The organism is Kineococcus aurantiacus, assembly GCF_013409345.1.
GTDB lineage: Bacteria > Actinomycetota > Actinomycetes > Actinomycetales > Kineococcaceae > Kineococcus > Kineococcus aurantiacus.
This window is the reverse complement of record NZ_JACCBB010000001.1, coordinates 3,033,869-3,050,920: the sequence shown is the minus strand read 5'-3', so window position 1 is coordinate 3,050,920 and position 17,052 is coordinate 3,033,869. Positions and strand designations below refer to the sequence as shown.

Annotated in this window: 18 protein-coding genes; 8 read left to right on the top strand and 10 right to left on the bottom strand. The window is 75.2% G+C overall.

What is annotated here, in order from left to right; all coding sequences use genetic code 11:
- Window positions 1–378 carry a DUF2304 family protein gene (locus BJ968_RS14790; RefSeq protein ID WP_179753092.1) on the top strand — a complete coding sequence of 126 codons (378 nt, stop codon included), beginning with the start codon at window positions 1–3 and terminating at the stop codon, window positions 376–378.
- Between the two features lie 3 nt (window positions 379–381).
- On the opposite strand, the gene BJ968_RS14785 is transcribed toward BJ968_RS14790, so the two are convergent.
- Window positions 382–1,443: a cell wall-binding repeat-containing protein gene (locus BJ968_RS14785; protein WP_179753090.1), complete on the bottom strand. Its 1,062-nt coding sequence runs from the start codon at window positions 1,441–1,443 to the stop codon at window positions 382–384.
- Between the two features lie 171 nt (window positions 1,444–1,614).
- Between BJ968_RS14785 and BJ968_RS14780 the strand changes: the two genes are divergently transcribed.
- The gene (locus BJ968_RS14780; protein WP_179753088.1) at window positions 1,615–2,943 is read left to right on the top strand and encodes a UDP-glucose dehydrogenase family protein; all 1,329 of its coding nucleotides are present in this window, start codon (window positions 1,615–1,617) and stop codon (window positions 2,941–2,943) included.
- Between the two features lie 99 nt (window positions 2,944–3,042).
- Here BJ968_RS14780 and BJ968_RS14775 read toward each other — a convergent pair whose 3' ends face one another.
- The 3 genes from BJ968_RS14775 to BJ968_RS14765 all read right to left on the bottom strand — a co-directional run bounded on the left by BJ968_RS14775 (window position 3,043) and on the right by BJ968_RS14765 (window position 5,005).
- Window positions 3,043–3,483 (bottom strand): YetF domain-containing protein, encoded by a 441-nt coding sequence (locus BJ968_RS14775; protein ID WP_179753086.1) that lies wholly within the window; start codon window positions 3,481–3,483, stop codon window positions 3,043–3,045.
- Between the two features lie 11 nt (window positions 3,484–3,494).
- A complete protein-coding gene (locus BJ968_RS23795; RefSeq protein WP_218885071.1) occupies window positions 3,495–4,067 on the bottom strand; it encodes a hypothetical protein in 573 nt (190 codons plus the stop codon).
- Window positions 4,068–4,570: 503 nt separating this feature from the next.
- Window positions 4,571–5,005, bottom strand: a complete 435-nt coding sequence (locus BJ968_RS14765; RefSeq protein ID WP_218885070.1) for a rhodanese-like domain-containing protein — start codon at window positions 5,003–5,005, stop codon at window positions 4,571–4,573.
- An 85-nt stretch (window positions 5,006–5,090) separates the two neighbouring features.
- Between BJ968_RS14765 and BJ968_RS14760 the strand changes: the two genes are divergently transcribed.
- A complete protein-coding gene (locus tag BJ968_RS14760; protein WP_179753082.1) occupies window positions 5,091–5,549 on the top strand; it encodes a winged helix-turn-helix transcriptional regulator in 459 nt (152 codons plus the stop codon).
- 76 nt (window positions 5,550–5,625) lie between these two features.
- On the opposite strand, the gene BJ968_RS14755 is transcribed toward BJ968_RS14760, so the two are convergent.
- Entirely contained in the window at window positions 5,626–6,039 is a 414-nt protein-coding gene (locus BJ968_RS14755; RefSeq protein ID WP_179753079.1) for a hypothetical protein, read from the bottom strand.
- A gap of 48 nt (window positions 6,040–6,087) precedes the next feature.
- Window positions 6,088–6,594, bottom strand: coding sequence for a hypothetical protein (locus BJ968_RS14750; protein WP_179753077.1), 507 nt, complete (start codon window positions 6,592–6,594; stop codon window positions 6,088–6,090).
- 335 nt (window positions 6,595–6,929) lie between these two features.
- Here BJ968_RS14750 and BJ968_RS14745 point away from each other — a divergent pair, with 335 nt between their 5' ends.
- On the top strand, window positions 6,930–7,838 hold the full coding sequence (locus tag BJ968_RS14745) for an alpha/beta hydrolase fold domain-containing protein (RefSeq protein WP_179753075.1): 909 nt from the start codon (window positions 6,930–6,932) through the stop codon (window positions 7,836–7,838).
- 33 nt (window positions 7,839–7,871) lie between these two features.
- Here BJ968_RS14745 and BJ968_RS14740 read toward each other — a convergent pair whose 3' ends face one another.
- From BJ968_RS14740 to BJ968_RS14725, 4 genes are read right to left on the bottom strand one after another with little or no spacing between them, the layout of a single operon-like run.
- Window positions 7,872–8,219: a VOC family protein gene (locus tag BJ968_RS14740; protein ID WP_179753073.1), complete on the bottom strand. Its 348-nt coding sequence runs from the start codon at window positions 8,217–8,219 to the stop codon at window positions 7,872–7,874.
- A 25-nt stretch (window positions 8,220–8,244) separates the two neighbouring features.
- Window positions 8,245–9,093 (bottom strand): MaoC family dehydratase, encoded by an 849-nt coding sequence (locus BJ968_RS24760; protein ID WP_179753071.1) that lies wholly within the window; start codon window positions 9,091–9,093, stop codon window positions 8,245–8,247.
- The gene (locus BJ968_RS14730) at window positions 9,093–10,406 is read right to left on the bottom strand and encodes a 3-oxoacyl-ACP reductase (RefSeq protein WP_179753069.1); all 1,314 of its coding nucleotides are present in this window, start codon (window positions 10,404–10,406) and stop codon (window positions 9,093–9,095) included. Before BJ968_RS14730 ends, BJ968_RS24760 begins: the two co-directional genes overlap by 1 nt.
- Complete coding sequence (locus BJ968_RS14725; RefSeq protein ID WP_179753067.1) at window positions 10,406–11,647, bottom strand: acetyl-CoA C-acetyltransferase; 1,242 nt, start codon at window positions 11,645–11,647, stop codon at window positions 10,406–10,408. The genes BJ968_RS14730 and BJ968_RS14725 overlap by 1 nt, the downstream gene beginning before the upstream one ends.
- A gap of 89 nt (window positions 11,648–11,736) precedes the next feature.
- Here BJ968_RS14725 and BJ968_RS14720 point away from each other — a divergent pair, with 89 nt between their 5' ends.
- From BJ968_RS14720 to lplAB, 4 genes are all read left to right on the top strand, one after another.
- Window positions 11,737–12,387, top strand: a complete 651-nt coding sequence (locus tag BJ968_RS14720) for a TetR family transcriptional regulator (RefSeq protein WP_179753065.1) — start codon at window positions 11,737–11,739, stop codon at window positions 12,385–12,387.
- Entirely contained in the window at window positions 12,384–14,339 is a 1,956-nt protein-coding gene (locus BJ968_RS14715) for an acyl-CoA dehydrogenase family protein (RefSeq protein WP_343078047.1), read from the top strand. The genes BJ968_RS14720 and BJ968_RS14715 overlap by 4 nt, the downstream gene beginning before the upstream one ends.
- A gap of 127 nt (window positions 14,340–14,466) precedes the next feature.
- On the top strand, window positions 14,467–15,930 hold the full coding sequence (locus tag BJ968_RS26720) for a diguanylate cyclase (protein ID WP_179753063.1): 1,464 nt from the start codon (window positions 14,467–14,469) through the stop codon (window positions 15,928–15,930).
- Entirely contained in the window at window positions 15,920–16,969 is a 1,050-nt protein-coding gene (gene lplAB / locus BJ968_RS24750) for a lipoate-protein ligase LplAB (protein WP_179753061.1), read from the top strand. The genes BJ968_RS26720 and lplAB overlap by 11 nt, the downstream gene beginning before the upstream one ends.
- The last annotated feature ends 83 nt before the right edge of the window (window positions 16,970–17,052 follow it).

Here is a 17,052-nt window from a genome sequence, read left to right as displayed (position 1 = left end):
GTGCTCGTCATCCAGGTCCTGCTGCTCGTCGTCGTCCTCGTCGTCGGGGTCCTCCTCGTCCGCAGCACCGCCGGCGCGCGCCACCAGGCCGTCCGCCGGCTGCTGCTGGGGGCCCTCGTCGCGCTCGCCGTGGCCAGCATCCTGGTGCCCACGGCCGTGACGGCCGTCGCGAACGTCGTCGGCGTCGGCCGCGGCGCGGACCTGCTGCTGTACGGGCTGGTCGTGGCGTTCCTCGGGTTCGTCGTCTCCTCCTACCGGCGCTCGCGGGCGCTGGAGGAGACGGTCACCCAGCTCGCCCGGCGGCTGGCGCTGGACGAGGCCCCCACACCGGAGCAGGCCCGCCACCACGAGGGTGACGGGCCTGCTGCGGGGGCGTGAGGGTCAGCCGGCGGCGGCGACGACCGCGTCGTAGGCGGCGTCGGAGACCGAGTTCTGGTCCCCGAACACGAGGACGTCGGTGATGGACCTGCCGTTGTCGACGGCGTCGGCCTTGATGACGTCGATGGCGCCGCGGGTGCTGGCCGGCAGGGACGCCTTGGCCGTCAGCAGCATGGGGCCGCCGGCGTAGGCCAGCAGCGCCGACCCGGCCAGCGCGTCGGGCCAGTTCTCGCCGGTGGCGACGCCGATGACGGTGGTGGCGTCCTTGAAGAAGGCGCTGGAGGTGAACTGCTTGGCGACCAGCGCGGCGGTGTCGTACCGGTCGGCGCCGGCCAGCTCGGCCCAGCCCGTCTCGTACTTGCGGACGGCGGTGACGGCGGTGCCGCCGACGGCCAGCTTGGTGTCGAAGGCGCGGCCGGCGAGGTAGCCCTGGGTGGCGGGGCCGAGGTTGGCGCCGTCGCTGAGCAGGACGACGCCGATGCTGTGCGCGGAGCTGGTGTCGACGACGCCCATGAGGGAGCCGGCGGCGAGGCCGTCGGGGAAGTTCCAGCCGGTGACGACCGAGACGGTGGAGGCGGCCGGCAGCAGCTTGGCGATCTCGACGGCGGTGCCGAAGCGGTCGGAGCCGGAGACGCGCTGGGTGCGGAAGCCGAGGGCCCGCACGGCGTCCTCGACGCCGGCGGACAGGGCGTTGCCGTCGCCGAGGAGGTAGACGGTGCCGGTGCTCTTGAGCGTGTCCCGGATGGCGGCGGCGACCTCGGGCTGCAGGGCCGTGCGGGACGTCATGAGCAGCGGGCCGCCCTTGTCCGAGGCCAGCGGGGCGCCGGCCAGGGCGTCGGCGAAGGTGTCCGAGCGGGTCAGGACGACGGCGTCGGCCGCGCCGCCGGAGAAGGACTTGGAGGCCGCGACGGCCGTGCCGACGCGGTCGGCGCCGTAGACGCGGCTGGCCTGGGCGGCCTTGAGGTCGACCCCCGGGGACGCCGTCGCGGGGGCGGCACCGGCCACGAGCGTCGTGCTCAGCGCGAGGGCGGCGGCGAGGCCGAGGGTGCGGGGACGCAAACGCATGGTGACCTTCCGGTGGGACGTGCCGTGGCTCAGGGTCTCGACCCAGGACGGCCGGAGCTTGAGCCACAGAGTGTCACGACTTCAACCAGTCGTGACCGCGGGACCCGTGCGCACCTTACCCACACGCTCTGCTGGTTCTCAGACCGCAACCAGGTCGCTACTGTGCGCACCATGCGGATGACTGTCATCGGATGTGGGTACCTCGGCGCCGTCCATGCCGCGTGCATGGCCGAGCTGGGGCACGAGGTCATCGGGATCGACGTCGACCCGGAGAAGGTCGCGGCCCTGCAGGCCGCTCGCGCCCCGTTCTACGAGCCGGGGCTGCCTGAACTGCTCGAACGCACCATGGCCACCGGCCGCCTGCGGTTCACCACCGACATGGCCGAGGCCGCCGGCTCGGCCGTGCACTTCGTCTGCGTCGGCACCCCGCAGAAGCGGGGCGAGTTCGCCGCGGACATGAAGTACGTCGACTCCGCCGTGGACAGCCTGCTGCCGCACGTGGCCGCCGGTGAACTGGTCATCGGCAAGTCCACCGTCCCCGTCGGCACCGCGGCCCGCCTGGCCGCCAAGGTCGCCGACAAGGAGCCGGGCGCGGCGCTGGCCTGGAACCCCGAGTTCCTGCGCGAGGGCCACGCCGTGGAGGACACCCTCACCCCCGACCGCCTCGTCTACGGCGTCCCCGGCGGGCAGGGCACCACCGAGGGCAAGGCCGCCAAGGCGCTGCTGGACGAGGTCTACGCCACGCCCCTCAAGCGCGGCACGCCGCTGATCGTCACCGACTACCAGACCGCCGAGCTCGTCAAGGTCGCCGCGAACTCCTTCCTGGCCACCAAGATCTCGTTCATCAACGCGATGGCCGAGCTGTGCGAGAAGGTCAACGCCGACGTCACCCAGCTCGCCGACGCCATCGGCCACGACGACCGGATCGGGCGCAAGTTCCTCAACGCCGGCCTCGGGTTCGGCGGCGGGTGCCTGCCCAAGGACATCCGCGCGTTCATGGCGCGCGCCGGGGAGCTGGGCGCCGACCAGACCCTCACGTTCCTGCGCGAGGTCGACTCGATCAACATGCGGCGCCGCATCCGCATGGTGGACCTGGCCCGCGAGGTCTGCGACGGCTCCCTCATCGGCAAGCGCGTGGCGGTGCTGGGGGCCGCGTTCAAGCCCCTGTCCGACGACATCCGCGACTCCCCCGCGCTGAACGTGGCCGCGCAGATCCGCCTGCAGGGCGGCGACGTCGTCCTGACCGACCCGGCCGCGCTGGACAACGCCCGCAAGGCCGTCCCGGACATCTCCTACGCCGACACCGTCGAGGAGGCCGTCCGCGGCGCCGACGTGGTGCTGCTGCTGACGGAGTGGAAGGAGTACCGCGACCTGGAACCGGCCACGATCTCCGGGCTGGTCAAGGAGAAGCGGATCCTCGACGGCCGCAACGCCCTCGACCCCGGCCGCTGGCGCGCCGCGGGCTGGACGTACCGCGCGCTGGGCCGCCCCCGCGCCTGAGACGCCTCCCTCCCGGACGCCCGGTCCCCCGTGGGGGCCGGGCGTCCGGCGTGCGGGGGGGGCACCTCACGGGAGGTCACCCCGGGCGCGGCGGGCCTGTCAGCCCGCCCGCAGGAACGACACCTGGCCGTCGGTCTCCAGCACGGCGACGTCCACCTCGCTGAACCGCCGGATCCCCTGCTGCCTGGCTGCCGCCCTCAGGTCGTCCAGCGACATCCGCTCGCGGTGCAGCACGTCCAGCAGGGGTTCCCCGTCGCGGACCACCAGGACGGGTGTGCCGTGCACCACCTTGCGGAGTCCCGGGAACCGGACGTTGACCCAGGACAGCAGCAGCGTCAGCAACGTGAAGACGCCGATCACGAGCACCCCGGCGGTCAGCGAGTAGTCCTGTTGCGTGACCGCCTGCTGCACCAGGTCACCCATCGCGGTGTAGATGATGATCTGGAACGAACTCAGCTCACCCAGTGAGGAACGGCCGGTGACGCGGGTGACCAGCCACAGGAAGAAGAAGACGACGACGGCGCGCACGACGATCTCCACGGGTGCCCTCCTCAGGGTGCGAGCCAGGTCGAGAACGCCACGGAGACCACGCGCCGGCCACCCGTCAGCACGGCCACCTCACCGTCGCCACCACGTTGGCTGCTGGGCTGGACGTACCCGTCGAACGACAGCGAGAACCGTCGTCCCGGCGGCGGGTCGAACGTCATGTAGTCCCACGTACCGTCGCTGGTCTCCTGGGCGGGTCCGGGGCTGAAGCCCTGCTCCTCCCAGAAGGTGAAGTAGTCGCTGCTGACGGCGAGCACGACCTGGTCCCCGAAGCCCTCCGGCGGGGCCGTCAGGTCCACGCCCCACTGCGCGTCCAGACCGGCCCGGGCCGTCCTGGGGTAGGTCACGGTCAGCTCGTAGCCGCCGCCCGACGCACTCGCCCGGCTGGTCCGGACCCCGAACGAGCCCGCTCCCCCGGCGACCACGACCAGGAGCAGGGCCACGACGATCAGCCGCCGGACGCCCTGGGCGACCGACCCGCGCGCGCGGTCCGCGACGTCCCCCGAGGTCGTCTGCCCGTCCGGGCTCCTCGGGGCGGGCTCCCCTCGTCCCCCCTGCTCGCGACCCCGTGCGTTCACCGTGACCGGACCCGGCGTTCGAGCCCCCCGGTCCCCTGGTGGACCGGCCCGGTCAGGGTGCGGACCGCGTACTGCCTCATCGGCGGGCTCCTGGGTCGTGGCCGAGTCACCGAGGGGTTCCAGCGATCGACGCCGAGCGCCGCAGCGCACCTCACCATCATCAGACGCCACCCCGGCCACCGCCACCCGGTATGGGACCACCCACCGCTGCCCGCTGCCGTGGTGCGTCCCGACCTGCTCGAGCGCTGCGAAGGGTTCACGACGCGGCACTCCCGCTGCGCGGGGCACCGCACGACGAGGCAGGTCCCGGGGTCGGGACGGCTCCTCACGTGCCGGCGCCGTCGAGGGCGAGGGTCAGCGCGAACCGCCCCTCCGCCGTGCGCGTGGCCCCGGGTCGTTCGCGGGAGGTGGTGGCGGGGTGGTCCCGGGCCGGGGTCCGCCCCTGCCCCGGTCCCCGACGGCGGGAACGCGCCGCACGGCGGCGCCGTCCCCACCGGAGCCCGTCACCCCACGGGGACCGGGGCGACGAGGTCGTCCGGGGTCCGGCGGGACCGTCCGGTGTCGGTGGTGACCGCCAACCCCTCGCGGGCCCAGTACTCGAAGCCACCGATGAGCTCCTGGACCCGGGTGTAGCCCATCGAGGCCAGGGTGAAGGCGGCCTTGGTGGAGCCGTCGCAGCCCGGCCCCCAGCAGTACACGACGATCGGGGTGTCCAGGTCCGGCGCCAGGGCCGCGATGCCGTCGTGCACCTGCGCGCCGGGCAGGTGCACCGCGCCGGGGATGCGGCCCTGGCTCCACCCCGCCTCCGAGCGCACGTCGAGCACCAGCGGTGCTGCGCCGGCGGCGCGGGCGGCGGCCAGGTCGGCGGGGTCGGTCTGGTGGGCCAGCTTGGCGGCGAAGAAGTCCACCGCGGAGATCGGGTTCGACATGCCCACCATCGAACTCGACCGGCCTCGGCCGCACCAGGGACCATCCACGGCTCTGACGCGGTACCGCCGTCGATCCGCTGGTACTTTCGCGGTCGTGGCGACGAATCCCCGGCCGATCCTCGATGCGACCGATCACAGCATCCTGGAGCAGCTGCAACGGGACGGCCGGATCAGCGTCGCCGACCTGGCCCGGGCGATCAACCTCTCGGCCAGCGCCACCGCCGAGCGGCTGCGTCGCCTCACCGACACGGGGGTCATCACCGGCTACAGCGCCACCCTGGACCCGGAGGCGCTGGGCTACGCCGTGACGGCGTTCGTGCGCCTGGCCTACCCCACGGGCAACTACAAGCCGTTCCACGACCTGCTGGAGGTCACCCCCGAGGTCGTCGAGGCCCACCACGTCACCGGTGACGACTGCTTCGTCCTGAAGGTCCTGGCCCGGTCCATGCGGGACCTGGAGCGCATCACCGGCAAGCTGGCGACCCTGGGCGGCATCACCACCAGCGTCGTCTACTCCAGCCCGCTGCCGCGCCGACGCCTCAACCCCGCGTAGGCCCCGCGCACGTACTGCCGCACCCGCGCCGGAGCCGCCCCCGACGGAACCCCCGGGTGAGCCGCGACACCGCGACTCACCAGGCCGCGACCAGCGCACCACCGAGGGTCAGCGACGCGCCCACCAGCCGGAGGCGGTCGGCGCGCAGGAGGCGGCGCAGCAGCTCCGGTCGAGGGCCCTCGCGACCGAGGCGGGTGTGGGTCGGCGCGGCCCGCAGGGCGGTCGTCGCGCCCGTGGTGACGCTGCCCGCGGCCGCCACCCACGTGGCCGCGCCGAGCCCGCCGTCGGTGAACACCCAGACCCACGCGGCGAGCACCGCCCCGTACACGACGGCGACCAGCGGGGTGACGCGCCGGGAGTGGGCGGTGTGGACCTGCGCCCACGAGCCCGCCGGCGTCGCGACCAGCGCCGGGTAGGCGACCAGGGTGATCGTCGCCTGGAAACCCGCGTGCACACCGGCAGCGGTCAGCAGGGCGTGTGATGCGTCCACGGGGTGAGTCTGGAGGACGGGACCGCCGTCCCGGTCCCGGAGCCCCGGTCACCCGGACGAGGCCGGCGACCCGCCCTCGTCCGCCGGGGCCAGCAGGTTGTCGTTGACGGCCACCCACTCCTCGTCCCCCGCGGCGTCCCCCGTGGCGTCGGCCGCGTCGAACCCCTCGGGGACCAGGAGCCCCGTGGCCGACACGTCCGCGGAACTCGTGCTCACCCGGACGCCGGACCGCTCGAACACGTCGGCCCCCGCGCAGGAGCTCCCCACGGTCCCCGTCCCCCGCAGCGACTGGACGAGGCAGATCTCCTCGCCGTCGAGCCCCACCCAGTACTCGGCCACCTGGGTGCCGCCGAGGTACCTGGTCGACCCGGGGTCGACGGCCTCGGCACGCGCCCCGCTCGCACGGGCCGGCAGCCGGTCCTGCTCGGTCTGCGGCTGCGAGAGGGCGGGCACCGCCCCCTCGAACGACGGGGCGCCGCACCCACCCACCGCGAAGGCCACCGCGCAAGCCACCGCGCAGGCCGCGAGGGCCACCGGTCCCCGACGTCGACTCACGCGCACCGTCCTCCTCGATCGGGTCGAGCCGTCGACGTCACCCGGCGGTCCGCGGGCGGGCCGAGGGCCGGGGTCGACGTCACGGTGCCCCTGCCGCCGGGCCGGCGCACCTCGAAGCCTGCGCCCGGGACGTCGTGAGTTCGGGCCGTGGATATCGTCGTCGAGGTCGGCCACCTGGAGGACCCGTGGACCGGGGAGGTCGTGCCCCCCACCCGCGACGACTCCCGCGTCACCGTGCGGGTGCCCCGGCCGTCCGGTGCCCCCGCGCCCCCGTGCGCGGTGGCCGCCGCAGGGGCACCGTGGGGAGGCAGACCGACCGGAGGAGACCGAGGCCCGTGACCGACCCCGCCAGCGCCCTGGCTCCCGTGGTGGTGAAGCTGCTGCGGCGCAACCGTCCCTACGTCACCGAGCAGGGCGCGCGCGACCGGGTCCGCGAGGCCGCGCTGCGCCCGGCCGCGTACGGCCCCCCGCGCCGGTTGCGCCCGGACGTGCGCGTCGACGTGGTCACCGACGGCGGCTGGCCCGTCTACTCGATCACCCCGACCGCGCCCCGCACGCCCGTGGGCGGTGTCGTCTACGTCCACGGCGGCGGGTGGGTGAACCAGATCAGCTCCCCCCAGTGGCGCCTGGCCGCCGACGTCGCCGCCGGCACCGGGGCCGTGGTCACGGTGCCCGTCTACCCCCTCCTGCCCCACGGCAGCGCCCGGGTCGTGCGCGACCGGGTGGCCGGGATCGTCCGCGAGCGCACCGGGCGGTACGGGCCGACGGCGCTGCTGGGCGACTCCGCGGGCGGGCAGATCGCGCTGTCCACCGCCCTGCACCTGCGCGACGAGGGTCTGCGGGTGCCGGTGACCACGCTGGTCTCACCGGCTCTCGACCTCACCTTCGCCAACCCGGGCATCCCCCGGGTGCAGCCGCGCGACCCGTGGCTGGGGGTCCCCGGCACCCGCGCCCTGGCCGCGGCGTGGAGCGGCGACCTGCCGGTGACCGACCCGGCGGTCAGCCCCCTGTTCGGCGACCTCGGCGGCCTGGGCCCGGTGGTCGTCTTCACCGGCACCCGCGACATCCTCAACCCCGACGCCCGCGAGCTCGACCGGCGGCTGCGCGCGGTGGGCGGCGACGTGGAGTTCCACGAGGCGCCCGGCCAGCTGCACGTCTACCCCCTGCTGCCGACGGCCCCGGGGCGGGCCGCCGCCCGGGTCCTGGTCGAGGGCATCGGCCGGAGGTTGCGCCCGGCGCCCTGAGCGGCGACGGCGGGGCCCGCCCCGCGCCCGGTCTCAGGCGGGTTTCACCACGCACCACTCGTTGCCCTCGGGGTCCAGCAGGACCTGGAAGGAACCGGCCCGGTCGTGGTGCACCGGCCCCACCCGGCGCGCCCCCAGCGCCTCGGCCCGCGCGGCGGCGGCCTCGACGTCGTCCACCCGCACGTCCAGGTGCAGGCGGTTCTTGACGGTCTTGGTCTCGGGCACCTTCTGGAACGCCAGCTGGGTCCACCCCGGCGGCACGACGGACCACCACGCCTCGTCGCGCCCGACGGGTTCACCGCCCAGGACGCGCGCCCAGAACGCCGCCAGCACGGCCGGTTCAGCGCAGTCGATGACGACCTCGTCGACGGTCCCGATCACGGGCCGAACCTACCCCGGCGCGACGTCAGGCGTCACCGGCCGTGAACCGCGTCGCCAGGTGCACCTTCGCGTGGTCGCGGCTGCGCAGGGCGCTGCTCCAGCCGCCCTCGACGGGGACCGCGACGTGCCGCACCGTGGAGGGCAGGAACACCGGGGAGGCGAACTCCACCTCGAACCGCGCGGCGCCGGGCGCGGGCCCGCCGAGGTCGGCCAGGGCCCGCGAGGCCGTCCACATCCCGTGGGCGACGGCCCGCCGGAAACCGAACGCCCGCGCGGTCAGCGGGGACAGGTGGATGGGGTTGCGGTCGCCGCTGAGGGCCGCGTACCGGCGGCCGGTGTCGGCGGGGACCCGCCACAGGGTGCCCTCCCCGTCGGGGGCGTCGAGCCGTTCCCCCTCCCGGGGGGTGCCGGGCCAGCGCACCCCGCGGGCCAGGTAGCGGCTGCGGCCGGTCCACACGGTCCCGCCGCCGGCGGTGAGCTCGGTCAGCAGGTCGACGGTCGCGCCGCGCCGGTGGGCGTGCATGGCCACGGCCCGCACCGACAGGTCGAACTCCTCGGTGACGCCCAGCGCGCGGGTCTGCTCGAACTCCTGGCGCAGGTGCAGGACCCCCGCCACGGTGAACGGGAACGCCTCCCGGACCATGAGGTCGACCTGGTGGGCGAAACCCACGGCCTGCGGGTACGGCAGGGGGACGGTGTCGCGCACGGGGAAACCCGTGAGCCGGCAGTACGCCGCGAGCCGGTCGACGTCGAACCGGACCGCGCGCTCCACGACGCGCACGCGCGGGAAGTCCAGCGACCCGGACGGGCGGGACACCAGCGCCCGCGCGTAGAGGGGGCCCAGCGCGGGCCGTGCGGTGAGTTCGCGTTCCATCAGGCCCCCAGCAGGTTCTGGCCGCAGACCCGCAGCACCTGCCCGTCGACCCCGGCGGCGTCGGGTTGCGCGAGCCACCCGACGGCCTCGGCCACGTCGACCGGCAGGCCGCCCTGCTGCAGGCTGGACGTGCGGCGCCCCAGTTCGCGCGGGACCGGCGGCATGGCCGCGGTCATGGGGGTCTCGATGAACCCCGGCGCGACGGCGTTGACGGCGAACCCGCGCGCGGCCAGCGGAGCGGCCAGCGCCTCGACGAGCCCCACGAGACCGGCCTTGCTGGTCGCGTAGTTCGTCTGGCCCTTCGCCCCGGCCAGGCCGTTGATGGAGGACAGGCAGACGAACCGCGCGCCGGGGGCCAGCGCACCCGGGTGCCGCAGCAGCTCCTCGGTGAGCCGGACCGGGGCGAGCAGGTTCACCGCGAGCACGGAGCGCCAGGCGTCCTCGTCGAGGTTCACGAAGGAGCGGTCCCGCGTGATGCCGGCGTTGTGGACGACGACGTCGGCGCCGTCGAACCGGTCGGCCAGGTGCTCGGCGAGGCGCTGCGGGGCGGTGGGCGCGGTGACGTCCAGGTGCAGGGTGGAACCCTTCACGCGGTTCGCGACGGCGGCCAGCTGCTCCCCCGCCGCGGCGACGTCGGCGCAGACGACGTGGTGGCCCGAACGGGCCAGCACCTGCGCCGTGGCGGCCCCGATGCCCTGCGCCGCACCGGTGACGACGGCGACCCGGCGTTCCCGGGCGGGGGCCGGGGTCCCCTCGCCGACGACGAGCGGCTGCCCGTCGACGAACGCCGAACGGGCCGAGCAGAAGAACTCCACGGCGCTGCGCAGCGCCGTGGAGGCCCCGTCCGCGACGCGCAGCAGGTTCACCGTCGTCCCGCCGCGGGCCTCCTTGGCGAGGCTGCGGACGAAACCCTCCAGACCCCGCTGGACGGCCCGGCCCTCGGGGTCCTCGACGTCGGCGGGGACCGCGGACAGGACGAGGACCCGGCCCCTGGTGCGCCGGAACCGCGGGGCGAGGGTCAGCAGTTCGTCGAGCTCGGCGACGGTGCGCAGCCCGGAGGCGTCGACGACGAGCGCCGACAGGGGCCCGTCACCGCGGCCCACCGCGATCCCGCTGTCCCGCAGCCACTGCGTGACCTCGTCCACCCGCGCGGCCCCGCTGAGGCCGACGACGAGGGCCGGGTCCACGGCCCACTCCTCGTCGGGGACGAACCTGCGCAACCGGGGAGGTCTCGGCAGCCCGGCCCTCGACGCCAGCAGCTTCCCGGGGGCGGTGCGGACGAACGCGCCGTAGGGGTCCTCCGACAGGCCCATCACGCCTCCACCACCGCGACGATGCCCTGCCCGCCGGCCGCGCACACCGAGATCAGCGCCCGCCCGCCGCCGCGCTCGTGCAGCAGCTTGGCCGTCGTGGCGAGCAGCCGGGCGCCGGTGGCGGCGAAGGGGTGACCGGTGGCGAGGGAGGAGCCGGTGACGTTGAGCCGGTCCCGGGCGACGGTGCCCAGCCCGTCGCGTTCCCACGCGGCCAGCGTCGCCAGGACCGTGGAGGCGAACGCCTCGTGGACCTCCACGAGGTCGAAGTCGGCCAGCGTGAGCCCGGTGCGCTGCAGCAGCCGGGGGGCGGCGACGACGGGGGCGGTGAGCAGCCCCTCGCCGTGGACGTGGTCGACGGCGGCGGTCTCGGCGTCGACGAGGTGGGCCAGGACGGGCAGCCGGCGGGCGGCGGCCCACTCGTCGGAGGCCAGCAGCACCACGGCGGCCCCGTCGGTCAGCGGTGTGGAGTTGCCGGCCGTCATGGTCGCCTCGCCGGGCAGGTCGCGCCCGAACACGGGGTCCAGCGCGGCGAGCTTGTCCAGGGTGGTGTCGGGGCGCAGCAGGTCGTCGCGCCGCACGCCGAGGTAGGGGGTGAGGAGGTCGTCGAAGAAACCCCGGTCGTAGGCGGCGGCGAGGTTGCGGTGGCTGGCGAGGGCGAGCTCGTCCTGCGCCTGGCGGGTGAGGGAGAACTCCAGGGCGGTGCGGGCGGCGTGCTCGCCCATCGACAGCCCGGTCCGCGCCTCGGCGTTGCGCGGCGGGGCGGGCCGCAGCTGCCCGGGCCGCAGCTTGGCCAGCGCGGCCAGGCGGGCCCGGGGCGTCTTCGCGCGGGACAGTTCCAGCAGCACCCGCCGCAGCCCGTCGTCGACGGCGACGGGGGCGTCGCTGGCGGAGTCGGTGCCGCCGGCGATCCCGGCCTCGACCTGCCCGAGGGCGATCTTGTTGGCGACGAGGACCGCGGTCTCCAGGCCCGTCGCGCAGGCCTGCTGCACGTCGTAGGCGGGGGTCGCCGGGTCCAGGGCGGTGGACAGGACGGCTTCGCGGGTGAGGTTCAGGTCGCGGCTGTGCTTGAGGACGGCCCCGGCCACGACCTCCCCGAGCCGTTCGCCCGCCAGCCCGTACCGGGCGACGAGGCCGTCGAGGGCGGCGACGAGCAGGTCCTGCGCGGACACCTGGGCGTAGCGGTGCCCGGCCCGGACGAACGGTGTGCGGTTGCCTCCGACGATCGCTGCCCTGCGTGTCACGGAACCCCCTCGTCGCGGTGTCTGACCTGGTCCGAAGTTACCAGGTACTCGGGGTACCCGATACCCGCGGTTCGAGGTATCTTCGGCAGGTGGACGTCATCGAGGACCAGCCCGTCGCCGACGGCCGGACCACGCGCTGGGCCGAGCACCGCCGCCGCCGCCGCGCCGAACTCGTGACGGCCGCCCTGCGGGCCATCACGGCCAAGGGCGCCGGGGTCGGCATGGACGAGGTCGCCGCCGCCGCCGGCACCAGCAAGACCGTCCTGTACCGGCACTTCACCGACAAGGAGGACCTCTACCTCGCCGTCGCCGAACGGGTGAACTCCCGGATCCTGCGCGAGCTCGGCGAGGCCTCCCGCCGCGCCGGGGACCCCCGCGACGCGCTCGCCGCGATCATCGACGCGTACGTCCACCTCGTGGAGGCCGACCCGGAGGTCTACCGGTTCGTCGTCCAGCACCCCTTCCTCGAACGGCCGCTGACCGCCGACCCCGTGCAGCGCCTGTCGGCCACCGTCGCCGACGAGACCGCCCGCACCATCACCGCGCACCTGCGCGTCGGCGGCGCGCGCGACTCCTCGGCCGACGCCGTGGCGCACGGCCTCATCGCGATGATCCGCACCGCCGCCGACCGCTGGATCTCCAGTCCCGAACGAGTCCCGGCCGACACGCTCGTCTCCGACCTCACCCAACTCGCCTGGGGCGGCCTGTCGGCCGTCCTCACCCCCCAGGAGGCCCCGTGACCACCGTCGAACTCCCCGCCGAGAGCGCCGCCGACGCGACCACCGCGACCCCGCTGGACACCGACGTCCTGCGCCGCTTCCTCGACGGCCGCTTCGCCGACCTCAAGGAGCAGTTCCGCGCCCAGGCTCCCGCGGACCTCTTCGGCCCGACCGACCACCTCGGCACGCGCGAGCACCGCGACCTCACGCGCGCCCGGTTGCGCGAGCTCGCGCGGTGGGGCGGGCACGAGCGCGGTTTCGCCTCCCGCTGGGGCGGCGGCGACTCCCCCGGCGGCCAGGTCGCGCAGTTCGAGATGCTGGGGTTCGGCGACGCCTCGCTGATGATCAAGTCCGGCGTCCAGTGGGGGTTGTTCGGCGGGGCCGTGCAGGCCCTGGGCACCGAGCGCCACCACGCCGAACTGCTCGGCCCGCTGCTGCGCCTCGACCTCGTCGGCTGCTTCGGCATGACCGAGACCGGCCACGGCTCGGACGTGTCGTCCATCGGCACGACCGCCACGTACGACCCGGCGACGCAGGAGTTCGTCGTCAACACCCCCGACCCGTCCTGCCGCAAGGACTACATCGGCGGCGCGGCCGAGGACGCCGACGTCGCCGTGGTCTTCGCCCAGCTCCGCACCGGCGGGCAGTCGCACGGCGTGCACGCCTTCGTCGTCCCCCTGCGCGTGGACGGCGTCGACGCGCCCGGCGTGTGGCGCGGCGACGACGGCCGGAAGATGGGGCTCAACGGCCTCGACAACGGCCGCCTGGGTTTCGACCACGTCCGGGTCCCGCGCACCGCCCTGCTCAACCGGTACGCCGACGTCGCCGAGGACGGCACGTACTCCTCCCCCATCGCCAGCGCGAACTCCCGGTTCTTCACGATGCTCGGCGCCCTCGTCAAGGGCCGCGTCAGCGTCTCCGGCGGCGCCCTGTCCCAGACGAAGGTCGCCCTGGAGATCGCCCTGCGCTACGCCCAGCGCCGCACCCAGTTCAAGCGCCCCGACGGCGACGGGGAGGTCGTGCTGCTGGACTACCTGGCCCACCAGCGCCGCCTGCTCGTCCCGCTCGCCGCGACGTACGCGCTGAGCTTCGCCCAGGACGACCTCATGGGCGAGATGGACGACCTGCTGCGCGTGCAGCTCGCCGGCGACGACCCCGAACCGACCCGGCAGCGCGCGTTCGAGGCCCACGCCGCGGCCCTGAAGGTCGCCTCCACCTGGCACGCGACGCGCACCATCCAGACCTGCCGCGAAGCCTGCGGCGGCAACGGGTTCCTCGCCGACTCCCGGCTGCCGCAGCTCAAGGCCGACACCGACGTCTTCACGACGTTCGAGGGCGACAACACCGTCCTGCTGCAACTGGTCGCCAAGGGGCTGCTGACCAGCTACGCACAGCAGTTCTCCGACCTGGACACCCTCGGCATGGCCCGGCTGGCCACGCGCGACTTCGTCGCCACGTTCGCCGGCCGCAGCCCCGCCCGCTCGCTGGTCGCCGACGTCGTGGAGGCCGGCCGCGTCCCCGACGACCTGCACGACCGGGCCTGGCAGCTGCGGATGCTCGCCGACCGCGAGCGGCACGTCACCGAGTCCCTGGCCAAGCGGATGCGCAGGGCCCGCCAGCGTCCGCCGGAGGAGCGCTTCGCCGCCATCGACGACCTGCAGGACCACCTGCTGCTGGCCGGCCGCGCCCATACCGACCGGATCGTCCTGGAGGCCTTCGCCGCGGCCATCGCCCGCTGCCCCGACCCCGCGGTCGCGGCGCTGCTGTCGAAGGTGTGCGACCTGCACGCCCTGTCGGTGCTGGAGGCCGAGAAGGGCTGGTTCCTGGAGCACCGGCGCATGACGACGCTGCGGGCCAAGGCCATCACCGCCGCCGTCAACGCCCTGTGCCGCGAGCTGCGCCCGCGCACCGCCGAACTGCTCGACGGGTTCGGCACCCCCCGCGCCTGGCTGGGGTCCAGCCTGGTCGGCTGAGAGGTCTCCCCGGTTCCCCCGAACCCGCCCCCGCGAGCGGGCCGCCGTGCGAGCCTGGTCGGGCGAGGGGGACGGTCCTCCACCACGGGGACCGGGAGGGTCGATGCGCCGCGCGGGCGGGGACCGTGTGCTCGTCGCGTCGGTCGGCGCGCTGGCCGCGCTGTGGTGCCTGGCGGTGACCACCGTCGCCGGGCCCACCGACGGCGCGGCCGTCCTCGTGGAGGTCGCGGCCTCGGCGATCCTGACGACGACCGCGGCCCTGGCCCCCGCCGGCGGCCCCCGCCGGACCATCGGCCTGCTCGCCGCCTGGGCCACCGCGACGGCGCTGGCCGACTCCGTGTGGCTCCTGACGTCCGGCTCCCCCGCGGTGGCCTACGCCCACGGGCAGTACGAGCCCGCCGCGTCGGTGGCGCTGTTCCTGCTGCGGTACCCCGTCGGGGCGCTGGCCCTGGCCCTGGCCGCCGCCGGGCACCCGGACCGCCGCCTCGGCCCGGCCCCCCTGAGCCGCACGCTCGCCGCCGTGCAGGTGACGGCGAGCGCGGCCGCGCTCGTGGTGCTGGGCACCCCCATCGGCGGGTTCATCGCCGACAGCCGCCCGTACTCGCTGTTCCTGACCTTCGACGTCCTCCTCGCCGCGGCCGCCGTGGCCGTGGCGCTGCGCCTCGGGGCGACGCGGCCGTCGCGGGCGACGGCGCTGGCGGTCCTGGCCCTGTGCGGCGGGGACGGGGCGATGCTCGTGGCGCTGCTGGAGGACTCCGCCGTCGCCGCCGGGACCTCCTACACGTGCTCGCTGGCCGGGGTCACCGCGTGCGTCGTGGTGCAGTTGTCGACGCGGCGCGCCGACGTGCGCGGCGCGGCGCTGCCGCCGGTGCCCCCCGAGCGTCCCGCGTCGCGACTGGTGGTGCGCGTCCTGACCCGGCTCGTCCTGCCCGTGGGGGTCCTGGTGGTCTCGGTGCACCGGCTCGGCACCGAGGACGCCCTCCCGGCCGTGCACCTGGGTCTGGTGGCCGTCGCCCTGGGGCTGGCGCTGCTGGACGCCCTGGGCCAGCTGGCCCGGGCCGAGACGGACGAGGCGGCCGCGGCGGCGGCGGTGCGCGACGAGCTGACGGGGGCCTGGTCGCGGCGCGGGCTGACCCGGCAGGCGGCCCTGCGCCCGGCACCGCGCGCCGCGGGGCCCCCGCGCACGTGGGCCCTGCTGGTGCTGGACCTCGACGGGTTCAAGGCCGTCAACGACGTGCACGGCCACGCCGCCGGCGACGTGGTGCTGCGCGTGGTGGTGCAGCGGGTGGCCGACGTCGTCGGGGACCGCGGCGCGGTGGCCCGGCTCGGCGGGGACGAGTTCGTCGTGCTGCTGCACGACGAGCTCGCCGACGTCCCGGCGCGGCTGGTGGAGGCCGTCTCGCAGGACGTGGAACTGCCCGGCGGCACCCGGTGCGCGGTGTCCACGTCCGTGGGGGCGGTGGAGTTCGACGCCGCCGGGTGGGACGGGGACCTGCAGGACCTGCTGGCCGTGGCCGACCGCCGGATGTACCGGGACAAGCGCGGCGACCCCGACGGGACCGGCGAAGTAGCCTGCGCTGGTGCACGGTGAGTACAAGGTCCCCGGCGGCAAGCTCGTGGCCGTCGACCTCGACGTCCTCGACGGCCGGCTGTCCGGCGTCCGCCTGTCCGGCGACTTCTTCCTCGAACCCGACGACGCCCTCGACGCGATCGACGCCGCGCTGACGGGTCTGCCCGCGGACACCGACGCGGCCGACCTCGCCGGCCGGGTGCGCTCGGCCCTGCCCCGCGACGCGGTGCTGCTCGGTTTCACCCCCGAGGCCGTCGCCACGACGGTGCGCCGCGCGGTCGGCGGGGCGACGGGCTGGCTGGACCACGACTGGCAGTTCGTCCACGCCGGCCCCCAGGACCCGATGACGCACATGGCCCTGGACGAGGTCCTGACCCGGGAGGTCTCCCGGGGCCGGCGCGGGCCGACGTTGCGGGTGTGGGAGTGGGCGAGCCCGGCGGTCGTGCTGGGCAGTTTCCAGTCGCTGGCCAACGAGGTCGACGGCGCGGCCGCCGACCGCCTCGGCGTGCAGGTCGTGCGCCGGGTCTCCGGCGGCGGGGCGATGTTCGTCGAACCCGGCAACACCATCACCTACTCGGTGTACGCGCCCGGTTCCCTCGTGGAGGGCCTCAGCTTCACCGAGTCCTACGCCTTCCTCGACGACTGGGTGCTCGTCGCGCTGGGGGACCTGGGGATCAAGGCGTGGTACCAGCCCATCAACGACATCGCCACCGACCAGGGGAAGATCGCGGGCGCGGCGCAGAAGCGGCTGGCCGACGGCACGGTCCTGCACCACGTGACGATGTCGTACGACATCGACGCCGCCAAGATGCTGCAGGTGCTGCGCATCGGCCGCGAGAAGCTGTCCGGCAAGGGGCTGGCGAGCGCCGCCAAGCGGGTCGACCCGTTGCGGCGGCAGACGGGCCTGCCGCGCGAGGAGGTCATCGACTCGATGGTCGCGACGTTCCGGCGGCAGTACGGGCTGACCGCCTCGGAGCTGACGCAGGCGGAACTGTCCGCGGCGGACGAGCTGGTCCGCACGAAGTTCGCCACGCCGGAGTGGGTCGGGCGCATCCCCTGAGCCGCCGCGGCGGCCGTCCCGCGCCGTCCGGGTGAACGACCGCCCCCGTCCCTCCAGCGGCGCGCTCGTCCTGCCGATGCCCG